General features: G+C 71.5%; 11 protein-coding genes. 7 read left to right on the plus strand and 4 right to left on the minus strand.

The window, feature by feature from the left end:
- Positions 1 to 12 precede the first annotated feature (12 nt).
- Positions 13 to 1551 (minus strand): MFS transporter, encoded by a 1539-nt coding sequence (locus tag CHF16_RS06295; protein WP_089324958.1) that lies wholly within the window; start codon positions 1549 to 1551, stop codon positions 13 to 15.
- Positions 1552 to 1703: 152 nt separating this feature from the next.
- A complete protein-coding gene (locus CHF16_RS06300; RefSeq protein WP_089324959.1) occupies positions 1704 to 4934 on the minus strand; it encodes an AfsR/SARP family transcriptional regulator in 3231 nt (1076 codons plus the stop codon).
- Between the two features lie 50 nt (positions 4935 to 4984).
- Here CHF16_RS06300 and CHF16_RS06305 point away from each other — a divergent pair, with 50 nt between their 5' ends.
- From CHF16_RS06305 to CHF16_RS06320, 4 genes are all read left to right on the plus strand, one after another.
- Complete coding sequence (locus tag CHF16_RS06305) at positions 4985 to 5416, plus strand: limonene-1,2-epoxide hydrolase family protein (protein WP_089324960.1); 432 nt, start codon at positions 4985 to 4987, stop codon at positions 5414 to 5416.
- A 114-nt stretch (positions 5417 to 5530) separates the two neighbouring features.
- Positions 5531 to 6583 (plus strand): hypothetical protein, encoded by a 1053-nt coding sequence (locus CHF16_RS06310; protein WP_143227891.1) that lies wholly within the window; start codon positions 5531 to 5533, stop codon positions 6581 to 6583.
- 87 nt (positions 6584 to 6670) lie between these two features.
- Positions 6671 to 7801: a sensor histidine kinase gene (locus tag CHF16_RS06315; RefSeq protein WP_089324962.1), complete on the plus strand. Its 1131-nt coding sequence runs from the start codon at positions 6671 to 6673 to the stop codon at positions 7799 to 7801.
- A complete protein-coding gene (locus CHF16_RS06320) occupies positions 7798 to 8460 on the plus strand; it encodes a response regulator (RefSeq protein WP_089324963.1) in 663 nt (220 codons plus the stop codon). The genes CHF16_RS06315 and CHF16_RS06320 overlap by 4 nt, the downstream gene beginning before the upstream one ends.
- Positions 8461 to 8464: 4 nt before the next feature.
- On the opposite strand, the gene CHF16_RS06325 is transcribed toward CHF16_RS06320, so the two are convergent.
- Positions 8465 to 10567 (minus strand): MMPL family transporter, encoded by a 2103-nt coding sequence (locus CHF16_RS06325; RefSeq protein ID WP_179271410.1) that lies wholly within the window; start codon positions 10565 to 10567, stop codon positions 8465 to 8467.
- A 175-nt stretch (positions 10568 to 10742) separates the two neighbouring features.
- Positions 10743 to 16217 (minus strand): DUF3320 domain-containing protein, encoded by a 5475-nt coding sequence (locus CHF16_RS06330; RefSeq protein WP_089324965.1) that lies wholly within the window; start codon positions 16215 to 16217, stop codon positions 10743 to 10745.
- A gap of 620 nt (positions 16218 to 16837) precedes the next feature.
- Between CHF16_RS06330 and CHF16_RS06335 the strand changes: the two genes are divergently transcribed.
- The 3 genes from CHF16_RS06335 (at position 16838) to CHF16_RS41240 (ending at position 25717) form a co-directional block, all read left to right on the plus strand.
- The gene (locus tag CHF16_RS06335) at positions 16838 to 17857 is read left to right on the plus strand and encodes a serine/threonine-protein kinase (protein ID WP_179271411.1); all 1020 of its coding nucleotides are present in this window, start codon (positions 16838 to 16840) and stop codon (positions 17855 to 17857) included.
- A 61-nt stretch (positions 17858 to 17918) separates the two neighbouring features.
- A complete protein-coding gene (locus CHF16_RS06340; RefSeq protein WP_245868258.1) occupies positions 17919 to 20696 on the plus strand; it encodes a DEAD/DEAH box helicase in 2778 nt (925 codons plus the stop codon).
- On the plus strand, positions 20693 to 25717 hold the full coding sequence (locus tag CHF16_RS41240; RefSeq protein ID WP_089324967.1) for a class I SAM-dependent DNA methyltransferase: 5025 nt from the start codon (positions 20693 to 20695) through the stop codon (positions 25715 to 25717). The genes CHF16_RS06340 and CHF16_RS41240 overlap by 4 nt, the downstream gene beginning before the upstream one ends.
- The last annotated feature ends 124 nt before the right edge of the window (positions 25718 to 25841 follow it).

A 25841-nucleotide genomic window follows, 5' to 3' on the forward strand; every position in this document is an offset into this window, starting at 1 on the left:
GCCCCGCCCCGCTCAGGGGAGCGGGACGAGGTCGGGCTCCTCGGCGTCCTCGATGACCTTGGGGACGCCCCGCAGCGTCACCAGCGCGAACACGGCCACCGCGGCGGCGAAGCCCGCGCTGCACACCAGCGCGGCGTGCATGCCGTCCACGAACGCCTCGCGGGCCGCGGTGGCGACCTGCGCGCCGAGCGCGGACGGGAGGTGCGCGGCGGCCTGCAGGGCGGCGGCCAGCGAGTCCCGCGCGGCGGCCGCGGCGGGCGCCGGGACGCCGCCGGGCAGGTCAAGGACGTTGCGGTACACGGCGGTCAGCACGCTGCCGAGGACCGCCATGCCGAGCGCGCCGCCCAGCTCGGTCGCCGTCTCGGCGATCGCCGAGGCGGAGCCCGAGCGCTCCTTCGGCACCGAGGCGAGCACGGTGTCGGCGGTGACCGTCATCGCCAGGCCCATCCCGAGGCCGGCCAGCAGCATGGACGGGAGCATCAGCCAGTACGAGGTGTGCAGGCCGATCACCAGGTAGAGGGAGAACCCGACGGCCGACAGCAGCATGCCGGCGGCGACGACGCGGGCGCGGCCGAGCGCGCCGATCAGCGGCGGGGCGAGCAGGGCGCCGCCAATCATTGCCCCGGCCGCGCCGGGCAGCCCGGCCAGGCCCGCCTTCAGCGGCGACCAGCCGAGCGCGAGCTGGAAGAACAGCGAGAAGATCAGCGACTGGGCGACCAGGGTGAACATCGCGAACATGTTGGTGGCCACGGACCCGGCGAACGCGGCGCGGCGGAACAGCCGGACGTCGATCAGCGGGTGGGCCGTCCGGGTCTGCCGGACGAGGAACGCGGCCAGCGCCGCCACCCCGATCGCCAGCGCGACGTAGACGCGGGTCTCGTCCAGGCCGTGCGCGGCGGCCTCCTTGATCGCGTACACCGCGCCGAGCACGCCGGCGACCGACAGCGGCACGCTCACCAGGTCCAGCCGGCCCGGGGCGGGGTTGCGCGACTCCGGCAGCACGACCAGCCCGGCGACCAGCACCACGGCCATGATCGGCACGTTGATCATGAAGACCGAGCCCCACCAGAAGTGGTCGAGCAGCGCGCCCGCCACGACCGGGCCGAGGCCGACGGCGAGGCCCGCGACGCCGCTGAACGCGCCGACGACCGCCGTCCGCTCCTTCGGGTCGGGGAAGGCCCGGCGGATCAGCGACAGGCCGGACGGCATCAGCGTCGCCCCCGCGACGCCGAGCAGCGCGCGGGCCGCGATCAGCAGTTCGGCGCTCGGCGCGTAGGCGGTCACCGCGGACGCCGCGGCGAACAGCGCGGTGCCCATCAGCAGCAGCTTCTTGTGCCCGATCCGGTCGCCGACGCCGCCCATGGTGATCAGCAGGCCGGCGAGGGTGAAGCCGTAGGCGTCGGCGATCCACAGGATCTGGGTGGCCGAGGGGTCCAGGTCGGCGCTGAGGTGCGGGACGGCCTGGTTCAGCGCGGTCAGGTCGATGTTCGGCACGAGCGCCGCCAGCAGGCAGATCGCGAACGTGCCCCATTTGCGGGCCGAGGTGTTCATGCCCGCAACGGTCGCGGGCGGCGCTGACCGTTCCCGCACCGTCCGCTGACGGCGGGGTGCGCGGGCCGTCAGCGCTCACCGGTCGGGCCGTCAGCGCTCACCGGTCGGGCCGTCAGCGCCGCGCCCGGCGGGCCGTCAGCGCCCGTCCGGCGTCACGTCCGCCCGGCTCCCGCGCCCGCCGGGTCCGGGCCCGCCGGGTCCGCGCCCGCCGGGTCCGGGCCGGCGAGGATCGCGGCGGCCCGGTCGCGGGGGAGGGCGGCGGCCTCCGCGAAGGCGCGCTCGAAGGCGGTGTCGCCGATCAGGCCGCGGGCCGCGGCGGCGACGCGCTCGGCGTCGGGCCCGCCCGCGGTGTGGACGCCGCGCAGCGCCTCCGCCACGCCGAGCAGCAGGGCCGCGCGCTCCCCGTCCCCGTCCGCGGCGGCCGCCCCCGCCAGCCCGGCCGCCAGGGCCGTCCGGTAGACGAAGACGGGGTGGTCGAGCGACATGTCGAGGGCCTCGCGGAACAGCGCGCGGGCCCGCCCGGTGTCGCCCTCCTCGACCGCCAGCCAGCCCAGCCCGACGAGCGCCGCGCCCCGCGCCGCGGCGGCGATGAACCGCTCCGACGCGAGGCCGGTCAGGGCCTGCTCGTACAGCCGCCGCGCCTCGGCGAGGTCGCCGCGCAGCCGCGCCACCTCGCCGAGCCCGTGGTGGCCGGCGGCGACCTTGTCGGGCGCGCCGGCCCGGCGGGCGAGCTCGATGCCGCGCTCCAGGTCGGCCCGCGCGGCCTCCGGCGTCCCGTCCTCGATCAGCACCCGCGCCCGCTGGTAGAGCAGGTCGGCGGTGTCCTCCAGCGCGCCGAGCGGCGCGAGGATCCCCAGCGCCTCGTCCAGCATCGCGAGGGCGCGGTCATGGTCGCCGCGCCAGCCGGCCGCCTGCGCGAGGGTGTCGAGCACGTTGGCGATGCCCCACTGGTCGCCGCACTCCCGGAAGAGCCGCAGCGCCTCGCCGCACCGCTCCTCCATGGTGGCGACGTCCCCGTCGTGCTGGGCGACGAACCCGTCGCTCATCGCGACCAGCGCGCGCGTCCACGGGTCGTCCCCGATCTGCCGGGTGAACACCGCGTAGTCGGTGCGCTCGGGCCCGGCGGTCAGCGCCCACAGGACGATCACGACCGGATACCGCACCGCCCGGTCGATGCCTCGCAGCAGCACCGCGGCGCGGTCGAGCCACGCCACGGCCCGCTCGCCGGAGATCCCGCCGGCGACCGCGTTGGTGACGCAGAGGACGTACTCCTCCTCCATCCCCTCCGGCGGTTCGTCGCCGAGCGCGTCGAGCAGGCCGGCCGCCAGCGCCGCGCCCTCCACCCGGCCGCGCAGCCACCAGTACCAGGACAGGGACGCCACCGTCCGCAGCGCGAGCGCGGGGTCGGCGCGCACGCTCCACCGCAGCGCCGCGTGCAGGTTCGCGTGGTCGGCGGCGAGACGCTCCAGCCACTCGCGCTGCCCGGCCCCGCGCAGGTGCGGCTCGGCGCGCCGGGCCAGCTCCGCGAAGTACCCGGCGTGCGCGCGCTCGAACCGCTCCCTCTCGCCCGCCTCGGCGAGGCGCTCGGCGCAGAACGCCCGGACCGTGTCGAGCATCCGGTACCGCGACCCGTCGCTCTGCACCAGCGACTTGTCGGCCAGCTCGACCAGCAGCTCGTCGGCGTCGTCGAGGCCGCAGACCCCGGCCGCCGCCTCCAGCGTCATTCCGCCGGAGAACACCGTCAGCCGCCGGGCGAGGGCGCGCTCGGCCCCGTCGAGGAGGTCCCAGCTCCACTCGACGACCGCGCGCAGCGTCTGGTGGCGCGGCACCGCCGCCCGGTCCCCGCGCGACAGCAGCCGGAACCGGTCGTCCAGCCGCGTCGCGACCTCGGCGACCGGCAGGGACCGCAGCCGCGCCGCCGCCAGCTCGATCGCCAGCGGAAGCCCGTCCAGCGCCCGGCAGATCCGCAGGACGTCCGCGGCGTTGCCCCCGTCCACCGAGAACCCGGGACGGACCGCCTCGGCCCGGTCGAGGAACAGCCGCACCGCCGGGTAGTCCCGCACCGCCCCGGCCGGGGCGCCGTCCGGCGGCAGCTCCAGCGGCGGCACCGGCCGCAGCGCCTCGCCGGTGATCGCGAGCGCCTCCCGGCTCGTCGCCAGCACCCGCAACCGCGGGCACGCGCTCAGCAGCCGCCGCGCGATCGGCGCGACGGCGGCCACGACGTGCTCGCAGTTGTCCAGGATGAGCAGCACGCGCCGCCCCTCCAGGGCCGTGACGAGGCGCTCCAGCGCGTCCGGCTGCGGCTCGCCGGGGGCGGGCAGCATCCCGCCCTCGCGCAGCCCGAGCGCGCCGAGCAGTGCCTTCGGCACCTCGGCCGCGACGGCCGGCGCCAGGTCGACGAAGCGGACCTCGCCGCCCTCCCGCGCCGCCGCCTCGATCGCCAGCCGCGTCTTGCCCGCGCCGCCCGGCCCGAGCAGCGTGACGAGCCGCCCGTGCGCGAGCATCTTGCGGACGCGCCGCAGCTCCTCCTCGCGCCCGACGAAGCTGGTGAGCTGCGCGGGCAGGTTCGAGCGGACCGGCTCGGGGCCGGCGGCCCCGCCGCGCAGCACGGCGAGGTGCGCCTCGGCCAGCTCCTTCGACGGGTCGGCGCCCAGCTCCTCGGCGAGCGCGCGCCGCCCGTCCTCGAACACCGCGAGCGCCTCGGCCTGCCGCCCGCCCGCGTGCAGCGCCCTGATCAGCAGCGCCCGCGCCCGCTCGCGCAGCGGCTGCGCGGCCACCAGGTCGCGCAGTGCCGCGACCACCGCCTCGGCGTCGCCGCCCTCCAGCCGCGCCTCGGCGAGGCCCTCGACGGCCGACGCCCGCGCCTCCTCCAGCCGCGCCGCCTGCGCCGCGGCGAACGGCGCGTCCACGTCCGCCAGGGCCGGGCCGCGCCACAGCCCGAGCGCCTCCTCCAGCAGCGCGGCCCGCTCCCCGGCCGCCGCCGCGCGCCGCGCGTCGGCGGTGAGCCGCTCGAACCGGTGGACGTCGACGTCCTCGCGCTCGACGGCGATCCGGTACCCGGCGGCGAGCCCCTCGACCGGCGCCGCGTCGCCGAGCGCGCGGCGCAGCCGCGACACCTGCGACTGGAGCGCGTTCGCCGCGCCGCTCGGCGGATCCTCCCCGTAGAGGCCGTCGATGAGCCGCTCCGCCGGGACGGCGCGCCCGGCGTCCAGGAGCAGCATCGCGAGCAGCGCCCGGACCCGGGGCCCGCCGATCGGCACGGCATCCCCGCCCGTCCGGGCCCCGGCATCCCCGCCCGTCCGGACCCCGGCATCCCCGCCCGTCCGGACCCCGGCATCCCCGCCCGTCCGGGCCTCGACCGCTCCAAGGATGGCGAACTGCATGCCCGGATTCTCCCGCACTACCGTGGTACTCCCGACTCTGGAGGAACGCCATGACCGAGATCCAGATCGTCACCGACTTCCTCTCCGCGCTCGAGGACTTGGACGTCGACCGCGCCCTGTCGCACGCGGCGCCCGGCATGGTCTACCAGAACGTCCCGCTGCCGCCCGCCCGCGGCCTGCCCGCCGTCGAGAAGACGCTCCGCTCCATGACCCGCTACGGGACGGGGTTCGAGGCCCGCGTCCACAACATCGCCGCGAACGGCCCGGTGGTGCTCACCGAGCGCACCGACGTCCTGGAGTGCAAGGCGTGGCGCGCCGAGTTCTGGGTCTGCGGCACCTTCGAGGTGCACGACGGCCGCATCACCCTGTGGCGCGACTACTTCGACTGGACGACGTTCCTGGCCGCGTCCGCCAAGGGCCTCGGCGGCGTCCTGCGCTCCGCCCTCGGCGCCCGCCCGCGTCCGCGCCCCACGCCGCGCTGACGCGGTTCCGGGGGAGCGGCGGCCCGGGTCGCGCACCCTAGCGCAAACTTGCCAGCATTTCCTGTCACGGTTGCTACAAGCCCTGGTCCCGTACCGTTCGCCATCATCCTCGGCATGAGACGCGCATGGACGATCGGAGCGGTGGCGGCCCTCGTCGCCGGGCTGGCCGCCGCGCCCGCCCGCGCGGACGAGAGCCCCTGGCGGACGGCGGACGCGCCGTGGGGGCTGTGGCCCGAGAGCGGCCTGAACCAGGTGGCCGCGCTTGGGCCGGGGGACGTCTGGGCGGCCGGGTTCGAGGGCCTGGCCTGCATCGACTGGTCCATCCCCGGCTTCGGCGCGGGCTCGGTGTGCAGTTCCAACGCGGTCGTCCGCCACTGGAACGGCTCCCGGTGGGAGAACCGCAACCCGCCCGGCGCCTGGAACCTGGAGATCGGGGACGTCGACGCCTCCTCTCCCGGCAACGTCTGGATCGCCGGCCGCAACGGGAACGGCGGGTACGTCGCCCGCTGGGACGGATCCCGCTGGACGCAGATCACGCTGCCCGAGGCGTGCAGGCGCGCGGAGTACCTCCAGCTCGAAGCCGTGGACGACGGCGTCTGGGCCACCAACGGCTGCATCGCCCGCTGGAAGGACGGCGCGTGGACGACGTATGACAGCACCATCGGATTCGTCCACCAGACCTTCGCGGTGAGCGACACCGAGCTGTGGGCCGGCGGCAGCCGCCTCGGCCCCTACCGGCCCATCGTCGTCCGCTGGGACGGCAAGGAGTGGGTCGACGCGGATGTCCCGGAGGGTTACACCACCCTGCTGGTGGCCGGCCCCGGCCACGTCTGGGTGCAGGGCCCGGGCAAGAGCGAGCTGATGCACCGCACCGCCGCGGGCTGGACCGCCGCCCCCAAGCCTCCGTCCGCCTACCTCCCGTACCGCCTCGGTGAGGACGGCTCCCTCTGGACCGGGACGGACCCGAGCAAACCCGGAGCCGTCTTCTACCGCTTCGACGGCGCGCAGTGGCAGACGATCCCGATGCCCGCGCGGACCGGAACCGGCTCGCGCGAGCGGGGCGGCTTCGACTACACCGCCGTCCCCGGCACGGGCACCGGCATGATCGGCGCCGGGACGGCCCCCGGCGGCGGCCCCCTGATCATGACGAACCGGCCCGCTTCCTGACGTGCGCGGGGGTACTGCGCGCGCGGTAGCCGGGCTTTCGTCCGCGCGCAGGAGTCGCGCGCGGCGGTACCCGGCTAGCGTGCGCGTATGAGCACAGCCATGTCCGGCGTCTGGCGCCGGACCAGAGGGTGGGTGGGCGCGGCCGGGCTGGCCGCGGTGCTGCTGATCAGCGCGCTGGCCGAGGAGCCGCCCGGCACCGGCCTCGACGCGCTCGGGTACGCGCTGGTCGTGGTGAGCGGCCTGGTGCCGGCCGCCGGGCGCCGCGCCCCGATCGCCGTCTTGGCCGTCACCGGACTCTGCGCCGTGGGCTACAAGGCGGTCGGCTTCGACGTGCCCGCCGTCGCGTACCTGGTCGCCGTCTACACCGCCGTGCGCTCCGGGCACCGGCTCGTCACCCTCGCGGCGAGCGTCGCGCTGCTGCTCGCGCTGCCCGTCGCGGCCATGGCCTCCCCGGCGGACGGGCCGATGAGCGAGGCGTTCGCGCAGGCGCGGGGCGTCCTGGAACTGGCCTGGCTGATCGCCGCCGGCGCCGCGGGGGAGGCGCTGCGGCAGGCCGAGCTGCGGGCCGACGAGGCCGAGCGCACCCGCGAGGAGGCCGCCCGGCTGCGCGCCACCCAGGAGCGCCTGCACATCGCGCGGGAGCTGCACGACTCCCTCACCCACCAGATCTCGGTCATCAAGGTGCAGGCCGGCGTCGCCGTCCACCTGGCCCGCAAGAACGGCGAGGAGGTGCCGGAGGCCCTGCTCGCGATCCAGGACGCGGGCCGCGAGGCGACCCGCGAGCTGCGCGCCACCCTGGAGACGCTGCGGGGCGACGCCGAGCCCGCCGCGCACGGCCTCGACCGCGTCCCGGACCTGGTCGAGCGCGCGCGGACGACGGGCCTGCGGGCGACGCTGACGATCGAGGGCCGGCGGCACGAGGTGCCCGCCGCGGTCGACCGGACCGCCTACCGGATCGTCCAGGAGTCGCTCACCAACACCGTCCGGCACGCCTCCGCCGAGACCGCGGCGGTCCGGATCGACTACCGGCCCGGCACCCTCGCCGTCCGCGTCGACGACGACGGCAAGGCCCGGCCGGGCACGGCCCCGGTGCCGGGCGTCGGGCTGCTCGGGATGCGCGAGCGCGTCACCGCCCTCGGCGGCCGGCTCCGCGCCGAGCCGCGCGACGAGGGCGGCTTCAGCGTCCAGGCCGAGTTCCCCGTGGGACGGCCGTCGTGATCCGCGTCGTGCTGTGCGACGACCAGTCGCTGCTGCGCCGGGGCTTCCGCGCGCTGCTCGACGCCGAGGACGACATCGAGGTGGTCGCCGAGGCCGCCGACGGCGCGGAGGGCCTGGAGCAGATCGCCAGGCACCTGCCCGACATCGCCCTCGTCGACATCCAGATGCCCGTCATGGACGGCATCGAGACGACCCGCCGCATCGCCGCCGACCCGGCGCTGTCCGGCGTGCACGTCGTCATCCTGACCAACTACGGCCTCCACGAGTACGTCTTCAACGCGCTCCGCGCCGGGGCGGCGGGGTTCCTCGTCAAGGACATCGAGCCGGAGGACCTCCTGCACGCGGTGCGCGTCGCCGCGCGGGGCGACGCGCTGCTCGCGCCGTCCATCACCCGGATGCTGATCAGCCGCTACGTCGCCCGGCCGCTCGACGCGGACGCCGGCACCGGGCTGGCGGAGCTGACCAACCGCGAGCGGGAGGCCGTCGCCCTGGCCGCGCACGGCCTCAGCAACGACGAGATCGCCCGGAACATGGTGATCAGCCCGCTGACCGCCAAGACCCACATCAACCGGGCGATGACGAAGCTGGGCGCGCGCGACCGCGCCCAGCTCGTCGTCCTCGCCTACGAATCCGGCCTGGTGGCCCCCGGCGGGCGCTGAGGGCTCAGACCGGCACCTCCTCACCGGCCCGCTCGGTCGGCGCCGGCACCGCCGCGCGCCGGCCCGGCATCCACCAGTTCGCCTTGCCGCACAGCTCCATCACCGCCGGGACGAGCACCATCCGGACCACGGTGGCGTCGATGAGCACCGCGACCGCCATGCCCAGGCCGATCTGCTTGACCGACACGTCCGGGCCGAGCAGCGAGGTCGTGAACACCGCGACCATGATGGCGGCCGCCGCGGTGATGACCTTGGCGGTCCGGGCCAGCCCCCGCGTCACGGCCGTGCGGGTGTCGCCGCACCGCTCGTACTCCTCCCGGATCCGCGACACCAGGAAGACCTCGTAGTCCATGGACAGCCCGAACAGCAGCGGGAACATCATCATCGGCACCCACGTCGTGACCGGCATCTCGGTCGGGAACCCGATGACCGCGCCGAGCCACCCCCACTGCACCACCGCGACCAGCACGCCGTAGGCGGCACCGATCGACAGCAGGTTCAGCACGGCCGCCTGGAGGGCGATCGTGACCGACCGGACCAGCGCGACCAGCAGCACCAGCGACAGCGCGATGACGACGCCGATCATCAGCGGCAGCCGCGCGCCGACGTCGTCGGAGAAGTCGATCGCGCCCGCGTTCGGCCCGCCGAGGTAGACCCCGTCCGGCAGGACCTCTTCCCGCAGCTCGTGCACCAGGTCCGCCGTGGCCTCGTCCTGGTAGCCGGTCTTGGGGAAGGCGATGAAGGTGGCGGCCTTCCCGTCCCGGCTGACCTCCGGCGGCGTGACGTAGGCGATGCCCTCCCGCGCGCGGACGGCCCCGGCGACGGGACCCAGGTCCGCGTTCCCGGACGCGAAGACCAGCGGCGCACCGAAGCCCGGCCCGAACCCCTCGGTGAGGATCTCGTGCGCCGCGTAGCTGCTCCGGTCGTGCGGCTGGACGCTGGCGTCCGGCAGGCTCAGCCGCATCGACAGCGCCGGAGCCGCCAGCACCAGCAGCCCCGCGCCGGCCAGCACCGCGGCGGCCAGCGGCCTGCGCTGCACCGCGCCCGCCCACCGCTCGGCGAGCGGCCGCCGCTCCCGGACCTTGCGCACCGCGCCGATCCGGCGCCCGGTGAAGCCGAGGAACGCCGGCGTCAGCGTCACCGCCGCGGCCATCGTGACCAGCACGGTCACCGACGCCGCCACGGCCACGCCGGTCATCAGCCGCTGCCCCATGGCGGTCAGCCCCAGCAGCGCGATCACGACGGTCAGCCCGGCGAACAGCACCGCGTGCCCCGCCGTGGTGATGGCCTTGACCACGGCCCCCTCCGGCTCGGCGCCGTCCGCCAAAGCCTCCTTGTAGCGGGTCACGATGAACAGCGCGTAGTCGATGCCGATGCCGAGCCCGACGAGCGCCGCGACGAGCACCGTGAAGTCCGGCGACGGCACCAGGTGCCCCACCAGCTTCATCAGGGCGATGCCGCCGGTGATCGCCATCAGCGCGGTCACGATCGGCAGGCCCATCGCGACCAGCGACCCGAACGCGATGAACAGGATCACCGCCGCCGCCACCACTCCCACGCTCTCCGCGGGCCCCTGCGGCGGCGTCTCGGCCTTCTCCGCCATGTCCCCGGCCAGCCCGAGCGCCACACCGCCGCCGGACGCGTCCTTGACCGCGTCCACCAGCGGCTTCACGTCCGACTTCGCCGGGTCGACGTCCGTCAACGGGACGGTCGTCCGCGCGATCCGCCGGTCCTCGGTCACCAGGCTCGGGTCGTCGTAGGGCGACACGACCGGGCCGGTGACGGGCGATGCGTCCAGCTTCGCGACGACCTCCTCCACCGTCCTGCGCGCGGCCGGGTCGTCGATCCCCTTCTCCGCCTTGACCGCCAGCGTGAGCGTGTCGCCCTGCCGCTCGGGGAAGTGCTTCTCGATCAGCGCCTGCGCCTTGGCGGACCCGGAGTCCCCGCCGGAGAAGTCGTTGTCGGACTGCGCCCCGTACCCGAACCCGGCGACCGCCGTGGCGATCACCCCGGCCACCCACATCAGCAGCACCAGCCGGCGGCGCCGGTAGCAGAACCGGGCGAGCCTCGCCAGAGCCCCGCCCGGGGCGGAAGCCTCGATCGGCATCATCGTCTCCTTGAGTCATCGGACGTCCAGTCCAATGCTCGAGAGCGGACGCCTCCGCGTCGTCGTCCCAGAGCGGTCACTATGCGGCTCGCCGTACTGCGCCCGATGTACTCCCGTCGCGGTACGCGCAGGACCCGGACTCAGAAAAAGACCGCACATCCAGCCGTCTGCGGCGTCAGCGCAGGACGATGCGATCGGGAAGACCGTCGATCAAACCCTCCGTCTGAAGCTTCACCAGGTCCTCCGAGAAGGCGCGGGTGATGTCGGGCCCCCTGCGGTTCCAGCCGAAGAACCGGGCGGTGTGGGTGGTCAGTTCGGTCTCGGTCATGCCGGGGGATTCGCCGATGACGCCGAGCAGCGCCAGCCGCCGTTCCCGGGGCGGCACCTCGGCGACTCTGCGGAGGACGCCGTCACCGGGTTCGCGGGGAACGGTCTCGCGTCCTCGCAAGGTGATGGTCTCGCCGTCCTGTTCGACGGCCGGATCGTGCCTCAGCAGGTCACCGAGCGCCTTGTCGAGGTTGGCGCGGATGCGCGCGCCGAGCCGTTCGACGCCCCAGACCGTCGCCGCCCTCCGGTAGAGGACGTCGCGCTGGACGGGCGCCTCGACGTCGAGTACCTCGCGGAAGATGCGCTGGAGCAGGCCGCGCGACTCCGGGACGTGCATCTCGTAGTAGTAGAGGTGCCCCTCCACACGGGCTCGGCGGTAGCGGGCCGCCCAGCCGCGTTCCTGCTCCTCGGCGGCGGGTTCCATGGTGACCCGGGGTTGCTCCGCCTCCCACGGCGGCTCGGGGCCGCTCTCGGCCGTGCTCTGCCCATCGCCGGGCTCCGGCTTCTCCGTCATCAGGGCGATGGCCGATTCGACGGCTTCGCGCAGCCGTGCCTCGGCCTCGGGCCGGTTGCGGTACCAGTCGGTCCCCCAGATGCGGTACAGCTTCCACCCGAGGCCGCGCAGCACTTCCTCCCGCAGGCGGTCGCGGTCCCTCGCCGCCTTGGACGAGTGGTACATGGCGCCGTCGCACTCGATGCCCAGGGCGAACCGGCCCGGCAGGGCTGGGTGGCGCACCGCCATGTCGATCCGGTAGCCGCCGACGCCCACCTGCGGCTGGACGTCGTATCCCCAGTCCCTCAGCACGTCGAGCACCGACTCTTCGAACGGGCTCTCGGGCGCCGCGTCGTCGGCGAGCGGTCCCTGCTCCAGGACGGCGGGTCCGTGCTCGGCGTAGTCGAGGTAGCGCTTGAAATGGTCGAGGCTCCGGTTGGTGCCCTCGCGGATCTCGGAACCGGAGATCGAGGAGATGACCTCGACACGGCGGCGGGCGCGGGTCACGGCGACGTTGAGCCGCCGCCAGCCGTTCTCCCGGTTGAGGGGCCCGAACGCCATGGTGAGCCGCCCGTCCGGGCCGCGCCCGTATCCGACGGAGATGATGACGACGTCCCGCTCGTCGCCCTGGACGGTCTCCAGATTCTTGACGAAGAACCCGTTGAGGCGATCCTCGGCGAAGAATCGTTCGAGTTCGGGATGGCCGGCGCGGGCCCGTTCCACCGCGTCCTCGATGGCGTGCGCCTGGGCGTCCGACATCGCCACCACGCCGAGGCTCAGGTGGGGCCGGGTCCGGTAGTGGTGCAGGACGCGTTCGGCGACGGCGTCCGCCTCGATGGGGTTGCGGCGGCTGCGCCCGCGCTCGTAGACGCCAGGGACCTTGGTGAAGGTGACCCCGACGTCGTCACCGGACTCGAACGCCCCGGGGAAGGTCACCAGGCCGCCGCCGTAGAACCGGCGGTTGCTGAAGGCGATGAGCCCTTCGTGCCGGCTGCGGTAGTGCCAGGACAGCGGCAGGCTGCGGATGAGGCCGCTGCCCTTGCACATGTCGAGGAGCGAATCGAAGGAGTCGGGGACGTCCTCGTCGTACTCGTCGTCGCCCGAGTCGTCGCTCTGGGCGAAGAAGTCCGTCGGTGGCAGCTGCTTCTGGTCGCCGGCCACGATGAGCGAGTCGCCGCGGTAGACGCAGTTGACCGCGTCCTGGGGGAGCACCTGCGACGCCTCGTCGAAGATGACGACGTCGAAGCGGTATCCGGGCGGCAGGAACTGGCTGACCGTCAGCGGGCTCATCATGAAGCAGGGCTTCACCAGCGGGACGATGTCGGGCGTCCGGTCGAGCAGCGTCCGCACGGGCATGTGCCTGCTCTTCTTCTCCGCCTCCCGCTGGATGACGGCGGCCTGCCCGACGTTGGGCCGGGGGCGGCGCGCGTTGCATGCCTCGATCACCTGGGCGTGGGCGTTGGCGACCAGGGCCCGGTCCAGGTCGCGGAACAGCTCGACCAGCTTGTCGCGCTCGACGGCCCGGACGGGCGTGAGCCGCGAGTCGGCGGCCATGGTCTGCTCCGCCCACGCTTCGAGGACGGCCCGTTCGGTGGCCCGCGAGAAGACCGCGCCGTCCAGCCCCTTCTCGGCGGCCCTGACGATCAGCCCGTCGAGCCCGTGGCGGCGGAGGACTTCGCGGGCGTCGCGGAAGGAGCGCCACTCGTCGGGGCCGGACCGGTCCGCGGCGAACCGGTCGGTGAGTTCGGCGAAGGCCTCGGGGGTGCCGGTGAGCCCGGCCTGCAGGGCGGGGCGCCGCGAGGCGCCGAAGAGCTGGACGAAGTCCGTGGCTGCGGCGCGGAACGCGCTCCACGCCGTGCGCAGTTCTTCATCTGGACCCGACGAAAGGAGCGCGCGGGCCGCCCGCTCCGGCATGGGCTCGTCAGATGACCGCACGCCAGCGACCCAGTCGAGCGCAGCGCCGAGAGCCGTCGGGTCCGTGTCCAGTCCGGCGTAGAGAGGGCCGAGCAGCTGCTCGTCGCCGGCCCTGCGGGCCAGGAACGCCTCGCGTTCGGCGCGCACCGCCTCCACCCGGGCGGCTATGCGGCGCGCCTGGCCGAACGTGAGCGGTCCGGAGGCGGCGAGCACCGGCTGCACGGCGGCGATGAGATCCGCTCCCACCGCCAGCGGCCCGAGGTGGGCCGTGTACCAGGCCGCGGCGTCGGCGAGGGTCCCGGTGGCGAGTCGCGGCCGCCCGCCGGGCTGGGGCGCCGGGACGAGTGTCCGCCGCCACCGGTCGAGCCGTTCGCGGACCTGATCGGCGGCGGCATGGACACCGGCGTCGGGTCGGCCGTCGGCGCAGACCTGGCGGGCGAGGGCCGGTGGGACGGAAGAGCCGCCCGCGATGTGGGCGATCTCCTCAGCGCTGTTCAGCAGCCCGCGGATGCGTGGGAAGTCGGTGTGCTCGCCTTGCCAGTAGCGGCCGAGAACCGGGCCCTTCGAGGCGGCCGCGCTGTTCAGGGCCGCCGCGGCCTCGTACCAGGCGAGGGCTTGCGGCAGCCGTTCGGCTGCCTCCTTGCTCCACTCGCCGCGGACGGTCATCCCTGCCAGAAGCCGTTTGTCATCGCGGTGGGAAGCGGAGATCTTCGCGATGCCACGGGTCTCGATGAATCGTCGGACGATGGCGGGGAAGTCCGCGACGCCGAGGATGTTCTCGGTGAACACCCGGTCGGCCGCGGCTCTGGCCCGGACGAGGGCCGTGACGTGGTGCTCGAGTTCGGCGGCCGCGCCGGCCGCGGCGATTCTGCCGTCCCGGGTCAGCCAGGCCGCCTCCGGGCGGTCCTGCTGCCGCGCGAAGTCGGTGAGCCTGCACAACGCGAGTGCCTGATCGGTGGTGTCGGGGGTCGGCATGCCGTAGACGGCGGCGATGTCCGCCAGAGGCGCCTGGACGTCGCGGAGCATGAGCGCCGTTTCCTGGAACTGAGTGGCGAGTCCGCGAAGTCGCCCCTCCGTGAGGCCGGACAGATCGAGCCCCTCGACCGGCAGTTCGGCGAGCGCCGCCTCATCAACGGTCGGCGAGATCACGAGATCGGCCGGCAGGCGGTCCCAAGCGGCGCCGATCCCGTCGGCCGCGGCTCTGAACGAGGCACGGAGACCGGCGAGGCGGGTGGTGAAGTCGGCGACCTCGATCCGCAACGCCGCCAGGTCGGGCGCGGTGAGCCACGCCTCCGGGACGTCTGGGCGGTCGGCCGTCGCGTCGAGGAGGGCGAGCAGGCGTTCGGCGGCGCCCAGTTCCGCGAGCCCCAGCGGCTCGGTGAGTCCGGTGTGCGCGGCGAGGCGGCGCTGGAGCGTTTCGGCGCGCTCGCGCAGCAGCTCGAGTCGCGTTTGCGGGTGCCCGCCTCCGGTGAGGTCCCGCCACATGAACGCGGTGCCTTCGGCGACCGGCCGCCATGCGTCGCCCAGCCGTTCGGCGGCGGTGCGGATGTCCCGGAGCCCCTCGGCGGTCAGGCCGTCCGGAAGGGCGGTCGGCAGCGGCGGGACGTCGGCCAGCGCGCTCAGCCGCCCGATCACCTCGTGCAGGGTCAGTCCGAGCGGCGGCCGGGTCTCGTTCATCGCCGCCGCGTAGGCGGACAGCTCCCTGCGGGTGCGCAGAAGGCGCTGCCGGTCCTCATTCGCCCCGGCGCGGACGGCCTTGGGACGCCGCGCGAGGGCGTCTCCGAGTGTCCTGGCGACCTCCTTGCGGCTCGCGTGGTGGCTGTGCAGCGCCAGGACGAACGCGCCGAGGCCCACGGAGTCCAGGCGGTTGCGGACCACGTCCAGCGCGGCGGCCTTCTCACTGACGAACAGGACGCTGCGCCCCTGGTGCATGAGCGCCGCGATCATGTTGGCGATGGTCTGGCTCTTCCCGGTGCCCGGCGGGCCGTCCATGATGAACGACCGGCCGTCGAGCGCCGCCGCGACGCACTGGCGCTGCGACGAGTCGGCGTCCAGGACCAGCGGCGTCAGCTCGGGCGGCTGGAGCTCGTCGATCCTGTCGGCGTCGAGGGGGTCGAAGTACAGCGCGTCGTCGGGCAGCCGTGCGGCCTCACCGAGCCCGATGGCCTGTACAAGGGGGTGGGCCAGGATCTGGTCCTCGTGGTCCAGCAGGTCCCGGTACATCGCCTCCTTGTGGGAGCGGAACGTGGCGAGCACGACGTCCTCGGTGACCTCCCAGTCCCGGTGGCCCGCGACGGCGGCGCGGACGGCGGCGAGGGTGCCGGGCAGGTCCTTCATGCCGTCGGGGTCGGGCCAGTCGAGGCCCAGCTGCCCCATCTTGACGGCCAGTGCGGGGTTGGGGGCCGCGTCCTCGCTCTGTTCCGTGACCAGCCGGAACAAGCCCGGGCCGAGCCGGTCGAGCCGCACCGGGACGAGCAGCAACGGCGCCTGGTTGAAGCCCTCCGCGCCGGGCTCGCGCCATTTGAGGAACGCCACGCCGAGCTGGAGGGTCCACAGCCCGGTGTCGTTGAACATCTGGTTGGAGTCGCGGTAGAGCCTGCGGAGCGCGGAGTCGAGTGCGGGCTGCGTGCGCTTCTGGGTGACGATGCCGGTCGTGTCCGCCGGCGTGACGAGGCCCTCGTCCTCGGTGCCGTCCTCGGTGTTGTCCTCCGGCAGCGGGGCGAACCGCAGCCCGGCGTCGAGGCTGGTGATAAGCAGCCCGGCCTGCGGGGACCGGATGGCGAGTGTGGCCGTGCGGGTGTGCCGGAAGTTCAGCAGCCGGTTCCGCCCGGTGAGGTCGATCAGGTCGTTGCGCCACTTACCCAGCACGTTCCGCAACTGGGTGCGCGGCAGCTCGTCCATCACGGAGCCCCCCATGGTCGTCCTTCTCCCCTTCGGCGGGGCCCACCGGCGAGGTCTCTGCCGGGGACCGGAGCGATTCCGGCAGCGCGCTTCCCACGACCCCTGGTTCGGGTGGTAGGCGTGAGGCCCCCTCGCGAACAGTGTGACGCTCAGGCCCGCTGAGCGGTTGACCGCTGCCGGTCAGCACGGCTGGTCTTGTGAATCTAATCGACCATCAGACTATGTGTTGAGGGCCGATCACTTGTAGAGTGAGCGCCGGTAATGGCGGTCGTCTTGTGGAGGAGGTCCCCGTGAAGCAGGGCGCCGGCCTCGCTCGACGCTCCGCCGGCCTGGTTGACCGGAGACGCTGTCCGATTACGGTCAGTCGTGTCAGGCCCCGCGCCGGGGCAGGGCCGACATCGCCTCCTGACCAGGGATATCCCTCCTTGAACCCCCTCCGACCTGGGATGACGGCACAGCGCAAGCCGTGCCTCCCGGTTCAGTGGCGAGAAACCCGCTGGGGGACCCGCATCAATTCCGCGGCGCGGCCGCCCGAGAACGCTGCCCTCGCCTCGTGCGCCCGCCTATCCTGGCCACCCGGCCGGACGTCCGGCCGGATGCCCCCGGTCAGCGTCGTCCTGGGAAGGCGGATGCCGATGAAGCCGCTCGAACCGTCCGATCCACGGATGATCGGCGGCATCGAGGTGCACGGCAGGCTCGGCCAGGGCGGGATGGGCACCGTCTACTTCGGGGTGACGCCGGACGCCGAGCAGGTCGCCGTCAAGGTGATCCGCGACGGCCTGACGGGCGACGGCATCCGGGAGAGGTTCGACCGCGAGGTGCTCGCGCTGGGGATGGTGCAGGGCCCGCGCGTCGCGGGCCTGGTGGCGGCGTCCGAGCCGGGCGCCGAGCCCCCGTGGCTGGCGATGGAGTACGTGCGGGGCGCGACCCTCAAGGAGTACCTGGACGGCCGCCCCCTGCTCACGGCGGAGATGGGCGCGGTACTGGGCGTCCTGATGGCCGAGGCGCTCACCGAGATCCACGGGGCCCGCATCCTGCACCGCGACGTGAAGCCGGGCAACGTCCTGCTCGGCCCGGACGGGCCCAAGCTCATCGACTTCGGCCTCGTCGACCTGGCGGAGGCGGAGGACGGCCTAACCCAGACCGGCATGCGGCTCGGCACGCCCGTCTTCATGCCGCCCGAGCAGGTCGAGTCGGCGAAGGGCCTCACCCCGGCGGCCGATGTGTACTCGACGGGCGCCACGCTGCTCTACGCGCTGACCGGGCACTACCCCTACGCGCTGAAGGGCGGGCACGCCCTCTACAGCGCGATCATGAACCCCGAGCAGCGGCCGGACGTGTCGGGGCTGCCCGCGTCGCTGGCGCCGGCGATCGAGGCGATGCTGGAGCACGCCCCGGAGTCCCGGCCGACCCCGGCGGAGGCGTCCGCCGAGTTCTGCCGCGTGCTGGACGCCGCCGGCCTGTCGGTGAACGACGCCCGCGTCCATTTCGCGACGCTCACCTATATCGCGCGGCCCGACGACCCGCCGTCCGACATCGATCCGCCCCGGCGCCCCGCCCGCCCGCGGCATCGGGAGCACTCGGTGCCCCGCCCGGTCGTCGCCTCGCTCGCGGACCGGCTGGCCCTCGCCTACGCCCCCGGCCCCACACTCTGACCGGCGGCCCGCACCACCGCCCGTACGCCCTCTCGTGAACGACCCGTTAGGAGCCCGCCGAGTGACCTCCTCCGCAGAGACCGCGACCCCGTACGCGCCGGGCGCGCGCATCGAGGTCCGCGACGCGGAGTGGATGGTGCGCACCTGCACCCCCACACCCCGTGACGGCTACAAGATCACCGCCGTGGGGGTCTCGGAGTTCGTCCGGGACGAGGACGCGGTCTTCTTCACCGGGATCGACGACGTCGTCCAGCTCCGTCCCGAGGACACCCAGCTCGTCGCCGACACGTCCTCGGCGTTCGCGCGCAGCCGCCTCTACCTGGAGTCGGTGCTGCGCCGCACGCCGCTGCCGCAATCCGAGCGGGGCCTGGCGCTCGCCGACCGGTTCCTCCTCGACCCGCTCACCTACCAGCAGCGGCCGGCGGAACTCGCGCTCCAGGGGCTGCGGCCGCGCATCCTGCTCGCGGACGTCGTCGGCCTCGGCAAGACCCTGGAGATCGGACTGATCCTGGCGGAGCTGATCCGCCGGGGCCGCGGCGAGCGCATCCTGGTCGTGACGCCGCAGCAGGTCCTGGAGCAGTTCCAGCACGAGCTGTGGACGCGGTTCGCGATCCCGCTCGTGCGGCTCGACTCGGTCGGCATCGAGCGGATCCAGCGCGACATCCCGGCCGGTCGCAACCCGTTCCTGTACTACAAGCGCGTCATCATCTCCGTCGACACCCTCAAGAACCAGGGCCGGTACGGGCAGCACCTGGAGAACATGCACTGGGACGCCGTCGTGATCGACGAGTCCCACAACCTCATCAACGAGGGCAACCTCCGCAACAAGCTGGCCCGCCTCCTCGCCCGCCGCACCGACGCGCTGCTGCTGGCGAGCGCGACCCCGCACAACGGCGACGCCACGTCGTTCGCCGAGCTGATCGGGCTGCTCGACCCGGCAGCCATCGCGGACCCGAAGAAGTACTCGGCGTCCGACATCGACCACCTCTACATCCGCCGGACGAAGATCAGCGACGAGGTCCGCGACCGGATCCGCGGCCGGTGGCCCGACCGCGGCCCGTCCATCTCGCTGCGAACCCCGGCAACGCCCAAGGAAGAGGCGGTCTTCGCGGAGCTGGCCGAGGTCTGGCTGCCCGGCCCCGACCGCGACGGGGGCTCCGTGGTCGACACCGACCGCCGCCTGTTCCCCTACACCCTGGCCAAGGCGTTCCTGTCGTCGCACGTGGCGCTCGGCACGACCGTCGCCAAGCGGCTGAAGAACGCGACCGAGCCGCGCGAGATCGATGCGCTGAACAACCTGGCGTTCCTGGTCGACCAGATGGGCGACGGCGACTCCGCCAAGCTCAAGGCCCTCGTGGACGAGCTGAAGAGCATCGGCGTGAAGGCCAAGGGCACGATGCGGGCGGTCGTGTTCTCCGAGAGCATCCCGACCCTGGAGTGGCTCGCCCGGACGGTCCCCGCCGAACTCGGGCTCGCCGCCGACCAGGTGCGGATCATGCACGGCGGCTTCTCCGACCAGCGGCAGCAGGAGATCGTCGAGGAGTTCTCCCTATCCGACAGCAAGGTCCGGCTGCTGTTCACCGGGGACGTGGCGTCCGAGGGCGTGAACCTGCACCGCCAGTGCCACCACCTGATCCACTACGACCTGCCGTGGAGCCTGATCCGGATCGAGCAGCGCAACGGCCGCATCGACCGGTACGGGCAGCGGCACGAGCCGCAGTTCCGCGCGATCGTCCTGACCTCGGCGACCGAGGGCGCGCTGGACGACACGACCGTCGCCGAGAAGCTCCTCAAGCGGGAGGAGGAGGCGCACCGCAGCATCGGGACGGCGGAGGCCGTCACCCGCGAGTTCACGGCGAAGAAGGAGGAGGACCGGCTCATCAAGGACCTCCTCAAGGGCAAGTCGGTGGAGGAGTCCCTCGCGGAGGCGCCGCCGGTCGACTTCATGGCCGAGCTGTTCGGCGCCGTGGAGCAGGGCGAGGCGCGCGCGGAGGTGAAGCGCGCCCGCGTCCCGAAGCTGTTCGGGTCGACGGAGGAGTTCGTCCGGGAGGCGCTGCGCACCGTCTGCCCGGCCCTGCGCGTCGACGACGACGGCGGGCTGCTGGCGTTCGAGCCGCCCTCCGACCTCGTGCACCGGCTGTCCGCGCTGCCGGCGTCCTACCTGCGCACCCACAAGATCACCGAGCGGATGAAGGTCACCTTCGACCGGGACCTCGCGCAGCGCAAGCTGGACGAGGCCCGCCGCACCAAGACCATGTGGCCGGACATCGCGTACCTGTCCGACCTGCATCCGATGGTGGAGTGGCTGGTCGACAAGGTGCAGGTGCAGCTCGTCCGCAGGCAGGCGCCCGTCATCGCCGCGAAGGTGGACGAGCCGACGTTCCTCGTCCAGGGCATCTACTCCAACGCGCTCGGCCAGCCCACGGTGGTCGACTGGATGGCGGTCAGCGGCCTGCCCGGCGCACCGGTCGTCCGGGACATGACCGAGGTCCTCACCGAGGCCGGGGTCGGCCCCACGATGATCAACACGAACCGGGCGCCGGACTTCGAGCGCCTGACGCCCCTCATCGAGCCGGCGATCCAGGCCGCGCGCCGCCACCTGGACGAGCATCGCGACCGGCACGACGACGAGGTGGCGCGGCCGCTGCGGGAGTACGACGGGCAGCTCGAACTGTGGGAGCGGGAGAGCTTGAAGAGCCTGGACGGGACGTCGCACGGCGCGAGGAAGCGGAGCCAGGTGTTCGACACCGTCGCCGATCAGAAGCGGTTGCTGGAAAGTCTGGAGACGACGGGGGAGCCCTTGCTGCGCATCCTCGCCGTGCTTGAGGGGGACTCGTGACGTACGACTCGATCGTCAACCGCGGCGACTACTTCTCGGCCCACTACCTGGCCGAGGTTCTCCCCAAGGACCTGAAGAAGAAGGACGGGCTGCTCGCCCGCTGGGCCGACGCCGAGAAGGACGGGAAGCCGACCCCGCGCACCGGCCTGCGCGGCCTCAAGCGCAGCTACTTCAAGGACCGTCCGTTCTTCGCGGACGTCCTGGAGACCGTCCGCGAGGGCAAGGACGTCCCGAAGATCGAGGAGTGGAAGAAGGCCCTCCACGAGCTGCACGGCGACATCCTCCGCGCCCTGGGCTTCAACGCCGAGCCCCGCGTCCTTACGGTCGAGCGGTCGGACAAGCAGTACGAGGTCGCCGTCGCGCACGCCGAACCGGCCGACCGTCCGAGCGTCGTCGCGATCGAGTGTGGATGGGCTCCCGACGTCGACGCCGCCCTCGACATCACCGACGCCGGACGGCTCCTCACCCCCGTCGAACTCGACCACCCGCACATGCTCCGCACGGGGGACAAGCTGGCGTCGTGGCTGTTCGCCGCCGACGAGCCGCCCCGCTACGTGCTGATCCTCGCGGGCGGCGTGGTCGTCCTGGCGGACCGGATGACCTGGGGCGAGGGACGCTACCTCGCCGTCAGCCTGGACGTCGCGCTCGGCCGCAGCACCGCCGCGACCGCCGAGATCGAGACCATCGCCGCCCTGTTCAGCGCGGACTCGCTGCTCCCGCCCGAGGAGGGCGGGTCCGAGCCCCTCGCCGAACTGCTCTCCGGCTCCCGCCAGCACGCCGTCGGCGTGTCCAAGGAGCTTCGAGAAGGACTCCGCGAATCCGTCGAGATCATCGCCAACGAGGTCCTCGACCGGATGCGGGAACAAGGCGTCCGCCCCGAAGACGTCATGGAACCGGCGGCCTTCGCCAAGGAACTCGGCCGCGAAGCCCTCCGCTACCTGTACCGGATCCTGTTCCTGCTGTACGCCGAGGCCCGCCCGGAACTCGGCATCCTCCCCACCGACGACGAGGCGTACGTCAGGGGCTACAGCATGGCCCGCCTCGGCGACCTCATCGTCCGCGACCTGGTGTCGGAGGAGTCGCGCCGCAGCGTCCACCTCTACGAGTCACTCGACCTGCTGTTCCGCATGGTCAACGAGGGCCACAACCCGCGCGGCGCGGGCCGCACGCTCGACTCCGAGGGCGAAGGACTCCGCTTCGAACCCTTGAAGTCGGACCTGTTCGACCCCGACCGCACCCGCTTCATCGGCAAGGCCGCGATCGACCTGGACGAGGACGACCCCGACTCCACACCCATCGACACCCGCCTCCGCAACGAGGCTCTGTATAAAGTGCTGCGCCTCCTCATGCTCGCCAAGGGCAAGCGAAAGGAACGCGGCGGCTTCATCTCGTACGCGCAGCTCGGCATCAATCAGTTGGGTGCGGTGTACGAGGGGCTGATGTCGTACACGGGGTTCATCGCGAAGGAGGAGCTGTACGAGGTCGCCAAGAACGGTGACCCGAAGGACGGCTCCTGGATGATTCCCGCCTCCAAGGTCGACGACTACGAGGACGCCGTCTTCGTCCGCCGCGTGGACGAGAACGGCTTCAAGACCGACGAGCGCGTCCGCTACAAGCCCGGTGCGTTCGTCTACCGGCTCGCCGGCCGTGACCGCCAGACCAGTGCGTCCTACTACACGCCTGAGTCACTGACGCAGGTCACCGTGCAGCTCGCGCTTCGCGAACGCCTCGACCAGGACGGGACGGTCACCAAGGCTCGCGAGATCCTCGACTGGACGATCTGCGAGCCCGCCCTCGGGTCCGGCGCGTTCCTCAACGAGGCCATCAACCAGGTCGCCGCCGAGTACCTCAAGAGGCGCCAGGCCGAGAAGAACCAGAGCCTCGAACCCGACCGCTACGCGGAAGAACTCCAGAAGGTCAAGGCGTACATCGCCTTGCACAACTCGTATGGGGTGGACCTCAACGAGACGGCCGTCGAACTGGCCGAGGTCTCGCTGTGGCTGAACGTTATGCACCAGGGGCTTCAAGCACCGTGGTTCGGCCTCCACCTGCGCCGGGGCAACTCGCTCATCGGCGCGGGCCGCCGCCTGTACGAGCCGCAGCATCTGAAGAAGAGGGCGTGGCTCACCACCGCTCCGAAGGACCACCCGTTCCGCGATGGCCCGATCCCCGACGGCCACATCCACCACTTCCTGCTGCCCGCCCAGGGCTGGGGAGCGGTGGCGAGCGAGAAAGAGGCCAAGAACCTCGCGCCCGAGGACGCCAAGCGCCTCGCCGACTGGCGCAAGGGGATGCTCAAGGACCCGTCCACCAAGAAGAGGCAGGGACAGAAGCTCACCCAGGTTCAGCGCCTCCAGGGCCTCGCCCGCCGCGCGGAGTACCTGTGGGAGTTGGTCATCAAGCGGTTGGAGCTGTCGGAGAGGGACATCAGCCGCCGCATCCACGTCTGGGGAGCGGACGACCTCCGCGAGCCGGGGGAGGAGATCGTCTCCCGCGAGCGGATCCTTGAAGACCTGAAGTCCCCGGGCACGCCCTTCTGGCGGCTCAAAACGTTGATGGACGCGTGGTGCGCCCTGTGGTTCTGGCCCCTGGACAAGGCCTGCGTGTTGGACGGTTCGGACGGCATCTACGAGCGGTTGAAGGGCAATGTCCTCGACAGCATGCCCCCTGCAGCCGTCGAGGTTGAGGCACCGGACCCCGACCCGGCCGGGTTCCCGCAAAACTGGGAAGCGGCATCACTCTTCGGGGAAACTCCTGTTCAGATCCCGATCAACCAGCCGAAGCCGCGGCCCAAGTCACCCCGCAAGCCTGCTCGCGTCGAGCGCCGCTCAGTGATCCCGCTCGCCGACCTGGACGACTGGCTCGACTTCGCCGAGGCCCTCCTCGGCGCACATGACATCCCGGGAGACTCCCTCGGCGCCCACTTCGCCTCACTGGGGGAGCTGGGCGAGCATGAAGACCAGCTCCCTGCCTGGATGGGCATGGACAACGAATTCAAGCTCAACGAACGCTTCCCGTGGATGAGAACCGTCGAGGAGATCGCCAGTCAGCAAGGCTTCTTCCACTGGGAACTACAGTTCGCCCAGGTCTTCAACAGGGGCGGCTTTGACCTCCAAGTAGGTAATCCTCCGTGGGTTCGCCCTCGTTGGGTAGAGGCGCCCATATTGGCTGAACTGGAACCCTGGTTCATGCTGGCAGAAAAAGCGTCTACGAGTCTATCGCAGGAGCGGAAAAATGCTTGTCTTGCGGACGATGGCGCTCGCCCGTTCTATCTAGACGAACTTACCAAAGTCGCTGCAACGCTCGACTTCCTTGGAATGGAGGCGACATATCCGCTATTGGATGGCACCCAGCCGGATTACTATCGCGCGTTTATGATCCGCACATGGGCTAATCTGCGGAGAGGTGGCAGCGCTGGACTGATTCACCCTGACACACACTTCGGAGGCATTAAAGAGGGGAGGCTTCGAGCGGCCTCCTATCGACACCTCCGCATTCATGGAAGCTTTGTTAATGCTGCTAATTGGGCCTTTGATGCGGGTAGAACACTCGAATTTGGTGTTCACATTTATGGTGACAGTCGATCCATTGGGTTCTACCACCTAAGTCAACTGTATGCGGCGAACGTGCTGTCGGAATCGCTTGATCACGATGGCGCCGGCCCGAGTCCACGCCAGAAATTTCAGGGCACTTGGGATAGGCGTCCTCACCTAGACCGCGTAATCTGGGTGGATGCGGATCTTTTGGGTCGATGGAAAAAGTTGACTGGTGCGGCGAAGCTCCCTATAGAGGAGACGCACCTGCTCTACCCTATTACGGGTTCGGAAAACGAAGCGATCCAGGTGATCGCAAGTTACCGTTGCCGACTTGCTGACCTGTCACCTTCTATTAGCCGCGGTCATGATGAGGCTCGGGCGCGCACTGCCGGAGTCATTCGCCATTGGGTTGGGCGACCAGAATCGCTGGACGAACTTGTGTTGCAAGGATCGCATATCGGTATCGCCAATCCATTCTACAAAGAACCAAAGGAGTCGTTCAAGAATGGGAAGGATTGGCGCGCATGGGATCTGCTAGAATTGCCGGAACATGCTATCCCTCGGGCTGTGTATCGACGTGCCTGCGATACGGATAGGTATCTCGCCTTGCAGGATACTTGGAACGGTCGACGCTATGCCGAGTATTATCGAGTCGCTTGGCGGCGTATGATCGATCCGAAAAGCACTGAAAGGTCTCTTTTTTCCGCTCTAATCCCGCCAGGGCCTACCCATGTGCATGTGGTACATTCCCTGGCAATTCCAGGAAATGTCGTAGCTACTGCCTTGACTGCAGGTTTCTGGGCATCTTTGCCGATTGACTATATTCTACGCATAACAGGTCGGTCGGAGCTCCAATACGCTGAGGCTAACTCGATGCCTGCAGCTAACGCAGACCATCCACTCGCCTCAGCGTTGCTTCTGCGCACGCTTCGATTGAACTGCCTAACTTCGGCCTACCGACCACTATGGGAAGAGTTGTACGACCCGCGCTGGGCTGAAGAATCATGGGCTGTGGCGTGGCCGGGACTGCCCCGTCTGTCGGTCGCTGATAATGAATGGAGCACGGCCACCGCCCTTAGGACGGAACGCGCCCGAAGGGCTGCCTTGGTCGAAATTGATGCGCTAGTCGCTGTCTGGCTGGGTATATCCGCAGAACAACTGTCCGCAATATACCAGTCACGGTATCCAATTCTGGCTGACCGAGAGGCGAATATGTGGTTCGACGCGGCTGGTCGCAGGATAGCAGCTGATCCATACGCGTACGGGGCTGGGCAAATTGGAGATGCATATCAAAAGCTAATGGCCTTTATGGATGGATCCCAAGAGGTAAGCCTTCCCGAAGGTTATGAGGAGCCGTTTCACAAGGCGGATCGAGAGACTGAGTATCGGCAGGCACACGCTGCATTCTCGGAGCGGCTGGAGCGGGCAAAGCGTGAGGGGTGGACCCCCGACAAGGGACTTGTCGGGCATGATGCAGGTTCGTGAGCTTCGAAAGGCCAACGTGCGTACGAGAGTCGCTCGACGTTGATGGTGAAATGAGTCCTTCTAAGCCGTGCGTGATACGGTCGCTCCCAGCAGTCGAAGTAGTGCCGAAACTCCATGACGAGGT

The organism is Actinomadura meyerae (assembly GCF_900188445.1).
GTDB classification, from domain to species: Bacteria; Actinomycetota; Actinomycetes; order Streptosporangiales; family Streptosporangiaceae; genus Spirillospora; species Spirillospora meyerae.

Excerpts from the sequence above, each read along its gene's own strand:
- CHF16_RS06295 (WP_089324958.1), bottom strand. The coding sequence starts at position 1,551 with ATGAACACCTCGGCCCGCAAATGGGGCACGTTCGCGATCTGCCTGCTG.
- CHF16_RS06300 (WP_089324959.1), bottom strand. The coding sequence starts at position 4,934 with ATGCAGTTCGCCATCCTTGGAGCGGTCGAGGCCCGGACGGGCGGGGAT.
- CHF16_RS06305 (WP_089324960.1), top strand. The coding sequence starts at position 4,985 with ATGACCGAGATCCAGATCGTCACCGACTTCCTCTCCGCGCTCGAGGAC.
- CHF16_RS06310 (WP_143227891.1), top strand. The coding sequence starts at position 5,531 with ATGAGACGCGCATGGACGATCGGAGCGGTGGCGGCCCTCGTCGCCGGG.
- CHF16_RS06315 (WP_089324962.1), top strand. The coding sequence starts at position 6,671 with ATGAGCACAGCCATGTCCGGCGTCTGGCGCCGGACCAGAGGGTGGGTG.
- CHF16_RS06325 (WP_179271410.1), bottom strand. The coding sequence starts at position 10,567 with ATGCCGATCGAGGCTTCCGCCCCGGGCGGGGCTCTGGCGAGGCTCGCC.
- CHF16_RS06330 (WP_089324965.1), bottom strand. The coding sequence starts at position 16,217 with ATGGGGGGCTCCGTGATGGACGAGCTGCCGCGCACCCAGTTGCGGAAC.
- CHF16_RS06335 (WP_179271411.1), top strand. The coding sequence starts at position 16,838 with ATGAAGCCGCTCGAACCGTCCGATCCACGGATGATCGGCGGCATCGAG.